Source organism: Butyricimonas synergistica DSM 23225 (assembly GCF_000379665.1).
Lineage (GTDB): Bacteria > Bacteroidota > Bacteroidia > Bacteroidales > Marinifilaceae > Butyricimonas > Butyricimonas synergistica.
The window spans coordinates 1-7,333 of record NZ_KB903362.1 but is presented as its reverse complement, the minus strand read 5'-3'; the positions used below and the strand labels follow the sequence as shown (position 1 = coordinate 7,333).

General features: G+C 30.8%; 4 protein-coding genes and 1 tRNA gene. All 5 read right to left on the bottom strand.

Annotation, left to right across the window (positions count from 1 at the left end; genetic code table 11):
- Positions 1 to 17: 17 nt before the first annotated feature.
- A tRNA-Thr gene (locus tag A3CY_RS0112400) sits at positions 18 to 89 on the bottom strand.
- Positions 90 to 1,109: 1,020 nt separating this feature from the next.
- Complete coding sequence (locus tag A3CY_RS0112390; RefSeq protein WP_155828319.1) at positions 1,110 to 2,144, bottom strand: PL29 family lyase N-terminal domain-containing protein; 1,035 nt, start codon at positions 2,142 to 2,144, stop codon at positions 1,110 to 1,112.
- 691 nt (positions 2,145 to 2,835) lie between these two features.
- Positions 2,836 to 3,393, bottom strand: coding sequence for a JAB domain-containing protein (locus A3CY_RS20990; protein WP_018338240.1), 558 nt, complete (start codon positions 3,391 to 3,393; stop codon positions 2,836 to 2,838).
- 70 nt (positions 3,394 to 3,463) lie between these two features.
- On the bottom strand, positions 3,464 to 5,818 hold the full coding sequence (locus A3CY_RS0112375) for a DEAD/DEAH box helicase (protein WP_018338239.1): 2,355 nt from the start codon (positions 5,816 to 5,818) through the stop codon (positions 3,464 to 3,466).
- 126 nt (positions 5,819 to 5,944) lie between these two features.
- Positions 5,945 to 7,171, bottom strand: coding sequence for a site-specific integrase (locus tag A3CY_RS0112370; protein ID WP_026207616.1), 1,227 nt, complete (start codon positions 7,169 to 7,171; stop codon positions 5,945 to 5,947).
- Positions 7,172 to 7,333: the final 162 nt, after the last annotated feature.

The following is a 7,333-nucleotide window of genomic DNA, read 5'->3' as shown; positions in this document are numbered from 1 at the left end:
ACAGACTGCTTCTCCTGAGCTGTTAATGGGATTTGAACCCATGACCTCTTCCTTACCAAGGAAGTGCTCTACCCCTGAGCTACAACAGCAATTTGTTGATATATAGTTACTTATTAGCTATGTAAACTCTGTTTTTAAATAGGGTGACAAATTGGGGATTTTATATTTTCAAATTGCCAGAATGTCAGTTCTTGATTAAACTTGAATTGTTTGTGATTTCTCTAACTATTAATTACTTGTACTGATATATAGAACAAGTTTATAAGTTTGATGATAATGCCTGTTTCTCATGATGTAAGAGAAAGTCTATGGGTTTTAATTTAACTAGTATTCATGGTGTTGTTTTATATGAAAGTGGCTATAATGGCTTAAAAAGAGCCTTATTTTTGATTTTAATTGAATGCTGTGAATGTAAAGCATCTGGATTGATTTTTGAATGGAAAATGTAAATAATATCAAAAATAAGTCTTTAAAAATTTGGATTTTGTTAATTTATGTATTATATTTGTATCAATTTTCTAGGTCAAAAGACCATGTATTCAATAATCTTATCTTAAAATCTTATCTAAACTTCAATGTCCTTCTCTCCTTTTGGGGGAGTAAATTAGTGAAATGGAGCATTGTTGGATCAGGTAAATACTCCTGTGTCCAATAGCAAGGTGTTTCTTTGTTTGCATTCTAGCCCCCAGCCTTATACTATGCACCAACAGTAAAAACTGTTGAGAGAGTGAAAATCAATCAATTTTAATGCAAACAGAGGGGGCAATAATATTTATTATCTATTATGGATTGATATATAATCCTTTAAAATTATCAATAATACTTTTCAGTAACTAACCATAAATTGATTATCTATTAAGGCAAAGATATAACATGATTTCAAAAGGAAACACCAGCCTAAGCCAGTGCCTCCTTCCTTTTCAGAGTGGGTAGAACTTAAATATTTTTTGACTTCATCTGCTGGTAATAGTGTTGTAATTTGCCTCAAAAAATACCTTTTATTACCATGCTTTAATAGGTGATGATTGTTTTTTATGAAGGGTAGGGGGATAAAGATTCTATTAAGAGAAGAGGGGGGAGTGATTATATTGTCCTCCCTCCTCATGTATTTATTGTTTTACTTTATATTCCACTCCTTCTGGTACAAGACAATTATCAAAACTTGTAGGATCAAACTCTTCCCATACCCATATTGTGGAAATGGAAGAATTATTACAATTGAATTCATACAAGTTTTTTAATCCACTAATATCTATACTTGTAAGTTTTGTGTAGGGTATATATAAGATTTCAATATTAGGGCAATTAATGATGTTCAATGATTCTAATGGAAATTCTTTTGCCATAGGACTTCCTCCAATATTTACACATCTTAAATTAGGTAGGTTTTCTAAATTTAGCTTTGTTATGTCATAAAATCCATCAATTTCAACAAGGTTGAGAGAATTGCAAATTTTCATATCTCCTTCACATCTGGATAAATCAAGATATTGTATATTTGAACATTTTGAAATGTCAATGTTGCTATACCTATTTCCACTTTGAAATGCTAAGCCATAAATCTTTTTTGCTTTAATAGTTACTGTGTAAGTCCCAGCTTCTTTATATTCATGTTTACTACTTCTTGTGATCCTTCCATCTCCCCAATTGATCTCTAAATTTTCTGGATATGGATATGAAACTCCATAGCCAATATAGTTCCCACTAAATTCAGAAAATAATAACTCTACATTTAGACCACTAAATGTACTTGTAACTTCAAATGTAATCACATCATATTTCTCTTCTTTAGGAAGAGATATAACACTTCCATCACTAAATACAAATTCCAAAGCATTTTCAGTTTCATTAATATCAGTAATAGTTGGAGCATTTGTTCCATTTTCTCCATCTATTCCATCTTCCCCTTTCTGTCCTTGGGTGACAGATATAGTGCTTCCATCACTCATTTTTAGGGTGTAGCCATTCTCTGTTTTTTCATAAGAATTGATGAAGAGTTGATTTTGCAAGGCACTGGTTAAATCTTGGATGGTTTTAATAGATGCTTTTGTCTCTTCCAGTTCTTTTTTTAAAGCATCAATGTCATCTGAATAATCATCATCATTACACCCTGCAAAACAGAAAAGGAGGATGAATGACAGCATGGAAATAAAAAATTTAAATTTCATGTTAAATGTAAAATAATCCTTCAGTTTCCAAAAGGTCATTACACAAAAAGAAGGCATGGAAACTGTAATTTATTTCACTTGGAGGTTCTGGTAATAACCCTTGATATTAAATAAAAACAGCCCATGCCTAACCCATATATTATTTTGATAATAATATGCATGAGAAGGCAAGCACTTGTTTTACCCTTATATCAATTCAAAAATTTACCAGATTTCCAAATGAAGGATAAATTAATGCCTCTTTATTCTACTATGTTTGCCAGAATGATCTCTCACTCCAACAATACAAAAATAGGAATAATCAGCATCATAAACAAGTGCTGCATGGGCTGTATAAGACAAAAATATAATATTTGTTTCAATCTTGAGTATGGGATGGAATATTTCTATCTTCCTTGGTAGTTCTACATTCAATGTGATTCATTACAGGTTTAATTCTATATATCATGAAAAATTAGAACTGTAATTGTTGCAGTTAGTTTGATATATTATATACATCTAAATGCAACATCAGTACCATGTTAATTTTTCTTCCTCGTTCTCTTGATTGTAATACTTTGAAATATAGTATTTAATTGAATTATAGCTACTTATTTTTTTTCTTAAGAGGAAATATTAACCAAAAAAGAAAGTGTCTTAAATTAAAGATTTGAAGCCTTATTTCATGTTATTGATTGATGTTGTGGCTATTAGCCCAAGATATATTATTCAGATCAATAAAAGGTGATGAATTTTTGGAGGTGGATACAGTTTTATTCAATATGTCTATCCTATCTTTATCACAATAACTGTAATATCCCTCTGCTGTCACAATTACATGATCTATTAATGGGATTTCTAGTAAGGTCATAATTTTGTTGATTGTTTTAGTTAGGTTATCATCTTGCCAACTTGGTTTTAGTCCACCAGAAGGATGGTTATGGATTAAGATGACCTTTGAGGCATTGGATAGAATGGATAGTTGTAAGATGATCTTTGGATCAACAATGGTTTGATTTGTACCTCCTTTACTAACTTGTGATACCCCCAATACTTTCATGCTATTGTTAAGCATTATCAAGTACACCTCCTCATGATGTTCCATGCTATTTCCTAGTAGTTGCTTGGATAGGGTATAAACATCATTTGCATCATTGATTTTTATTCTATCTTTAGCTTTAATGGTGGTTTTGTAAGATAATTCCACCTCTGCTACCTTTAGTAGTTGTTCATTTTTTGTTTCCATATTTTGCTATAATAATGATTGGTTTCCAAAATATGGGGTTGGATGACTGTTTTTTATTTTAATTATAGATTCATACTTTAAATAGTGAAGTTATATCTGCATTGTCTGGGATAATTTCTTTATGCTCTGCTTTTAAAGAATCAATGAGCAATCCTTTTACAAGAAAGTACCTGCCAATACCATTCTTGTCATTGTTTTCTGTTGTTTTAAAAAATTTCCTGAATAGAGTAACAGAAGTTGTTTTTGAGTGAGGAAGTCCAAAATCACTATATATTCTTTCCATATTATTCTTTATTAATTCAGGAGTAAATCTTTTATCTTCCTGTAAAAATGTATCTTTCATGACTTTTTTGAAATTGTGGTTATCATCAAGAGCCCACAAGATGATACTTTGGTACAATTGCTCATATTGATCTTTGTCTATCCCTTTCAATGTGTTTTCATCCTTAACAAGTTTTGAAATAAGAATTTCTAAATTGATATACTTGTATAGTGATAGAACCCTTTCATAAAGTGTTTTCATATCCATATTGCAATGGTTTATGTGTTCTTGCAAGATTGCATCTGAAAGAGTATTTTCATTATCTAATTTTATCAGTTCAGAAATAGCTGTTTCCATATTTTCTTTTAATGATTCATTGTTCTCTTCTCCTACATTTTTAGCAACTTGTTTTTGAATGTTTGAATATGGGATTTCGTTATAAGTGAAAATCACATGATGCCCTTCTTTATTCAGTGCTTTTTCTAAGGCATCAGGAGTTGCATATAGTTCATTTTTTAATTGCTTTTTTTCACATAGGGCATCTATATTAAAATAAGAAACTTTATAATCACCATTTATGTCTTGATAAGTTAGAGGAATAGGTGCAATACCCTCAATATTTTCTGTTGCTGCTGATTGAATAGCATTATTAACTTTATTGCACATGGGAATTATTGTTGAATTCCTCTTGCAAATGGCTTTGGTGGCAGCGTATAATGTTTCAATTTCTTTCGCTTTTTCTATCAAATCATTCCTGTAAGATTCTATATTAAATCTTTCATTACTATGTTTGTTGTCATATGTATTGAATACAATGTATTCTGAAAGTAATCCTTTTCTACCTCTGCCTGCTATCTGGGTGTATTTATTAGGTGATAGTAATGTATATGGGACAAATATATTGGAAACTGAAATCAAATGAAATGGCTCATTAATATCAAGTCCAACAAAGAAGGCACAGGTCATGAAGTTTATTTTCCTGGGGAGTAATACTTGGTTGTTTTCATTTACAGCTAATTCTTGATAGAATTCCTTAACCTTGTATCTACTTGCATCACTACATAATATTCCACATTTATTTTTAATCTCTTGTTTTACCCTCTTTTGCTCTTCCTTATGTTTAATATCTTTTATGGCATATGCTTGAAGTAATTCAATAATAATTTGAATTTGGGTTAATGAATTGTAAGCAATGACTATTTTTCCAGACTCTTCTAATGCTTGGATAAGGTCATGAACTAGTTGGTCTGGATTATCTGTTCTGCACAAATTGATAGTTCTTTTTGCTGGAATTTGAAATTCAATTTCAATTAAAGGTTCTTTTCTTACCTCTGGATGAGAAAATTCACCCATAGTTGCAGATAATAAACACCTATGTTCTTTGTTAAATGTAAAATAATAATCTATGACATTTTCAAGTTTTGGTCTGAATGTGCTGTCAGATTGAATTATATCCACTTCATCCACTGTAAGAAAATAATCATTCCTATCTATTTTCAAATAGTCCAGAGCGTTCAGTACTTTCTTTAGACTATCAGCAACAGTTATAATTTTCTTGGGATGAATTGACCTGTTTGTTATGTATTTGATAATATCTTTTTGTGTGGAGCCTGAATTTGCCTTCCCATTAATAGTACTTCCAACATACAGATATTTCCCTTGTCCTGTTTGGGCTTTATTATATGCTAAATTTTTAGTTGGAACAACAATTATGGAATTTCTATTAGCATTTAATTCTAGTGTTGTTGCTCCAATTCCTGTTTTGTTTTTATTTAATATTCCATATGGTAGGTTACTAAGTACCTGACTTAGTTTGCAATCTCCAATAATGTAAAAATTGAATCCTCTTCTTTTGGGGATATTTGTTTGATTACTTGTGGGAATTCCTACTTCATATACTTGTGCTTTTTTTTCATTAGTAATAAGACAACCATTTAAACCTATATAATTATCCAGTCTTGCTCCATTTTCCATATCATCTAGCAGGGCTAAATCAGGATGTTCTTTTTTGAAATTTTCAAGTAATAAAGCAAGTTTTTCTGCTGGTATAGTGGGGGTGTTTTTTTCATCTGTATTATCATTAGTTACAAGAGGGGTGGTTTTATCAAATATCAGTAAATTTCCATTTACAACCTTTAGTCTATCTTTAGAGTTTGACTTCATGATCTTACAGTTCTAAAATTTGATGAAATATAGAATTAGACCTGTAATTACAAGTCTAATTCTGTTATATGCAAATGTAACAATAATCACTTCTATAAGTTGTTTTGGTTACATTTATATTAAATTTTAGCGTAAATTTTTCATGGCTTCATCTATCTGGGTGTTTTCAAAACCATTCAAATAAATTTGAGTTGTTTTTTGGTTTGTATGTCCTAGTGATTCAGAAATAATACCAATATTAACACCTGATTTCTGTAAAACACTTGCAAATGTGTGGCTTGCCACATAGGTTGTTAGCTTTATATTTACATTAAGTTTTTTGCTAAGGAGTTGTAAATTTTGGTTGATTTTTCTTCTAGTCTTTTGAATACGATTAAATTTTTGTTGTTCTGTGGTATGGATATGTCTATTTAAAATGGGGAAAATATAGTCTTCAATATCAAAATCCTTTTTTATGTATTTGTTCAGTATCGCTAAAGCTTCTGGGAGCAATTTAATGGTCAAATTTTTCTGGGTCTTGCTTCTTGAATAATAAATATGATCTGTATCCATGTTTTTGTATTTTAAGGTGGCTATATCTTTGAAGTTGATGCCTGCTGTGTAGTAAGAAAACATGAATGTATCTATGGCAAGTTCCAAATATGGGCTTGGATTTTTACCAAAATCAGACAGGTTAATTGCTTTCAATTCATAAATATTCTCTTTTTGTATGGCTCTCTTTTGGGTGGGAATCCATAGTCTGCCAACTTTAAATTTCTTGAATGGAGATTCCTTGCAAGTGAAAAGTCCTTGGTCTAAGGCTGAATTGAAGGCTGCTTTTAGGGTACTGAATAGGGTCGCAATACTGTTGTCTGCAAGTTCTGCTTTTCTAAGGAACATTTCAAATTCAATTAAAAATTTATAGTTTATATCAGTGAAGGGGATATCCATAGAGCGATATTTACACAAGGATGATAGACAGTACTTGTATTTAGAGACTGAACTAAATTGCCCAGCAGCTTGTAGTGTGGTTATTTCTTTTTGGAAATAATGCTTAATGGTTAAAGATTTAAGTTTCTTTTCAGTGATCCCTAGCAGGTCATCAAGTGTAAAGGGTTGATTTTGTATTTGATAGTTTAGAATTTTCTTGTTTATTTTTTGGATTTCCATATCAATAAGAAGTTGGAGATATTCTCTATTGGGTGCGTTTTCTTTCACCTTATTGTATTCAAAATCCCAATCATTTGCATTAATTTTTATGCCAAGACTGATTCTTTTAAATTCGTTGTTATGACTGATTTTTGCACAGATAAAAGATTCATTGTGTTTGTTGACTTTTTCTTTTCTGAAATAGATAGAAATTGATGTGCTCATAGCTAAGATGTGTTTAGCTGAACATTGGCATTTGAAAAATGGGTGTTTAAATGGGTGTTTAAACAGGGGCAAAATCCCTATTTTTTATCTAAAATCCCCTTTTGTCACTTGAAAAATAAGAATATTGCATTGAAAGGGAAGGTTTGGTAACTAAGAAACATT

Bases quoted from the DNA above. Each gene is read 5' to 3' on its own strand.
- A3CY_RS0112390 (WP_155828319.1), bottom strand. From the start codon at position 2,144: ATGCTGTCATTCATCCTCCTTTTCTGTTTTGCAGGGTGTAATGATGAT.
- A3CY_RS20990 (WP_018338240.1), bottom strand. From the start codon at position 3,393: ATGGAAACAAAAAATGAACAACTACTAAAGGTAGCAGAGGTGGAATTA.
- A3CY_RS0112375 (WP_018338239.1), bottom strand. From the start codon at position 5,818: ATGAAGTCAAACTCTAAAGATAGACTAAAGGTTGTAAATGGAAATTTA.
- A3CY_RS0112370 (WP_026207616.1), bottom strand. From the start codon at position 7,171: ATGAGCACATCAATTTCTATCTATTTCAGAAAAGAAAAAGTCAACAAA.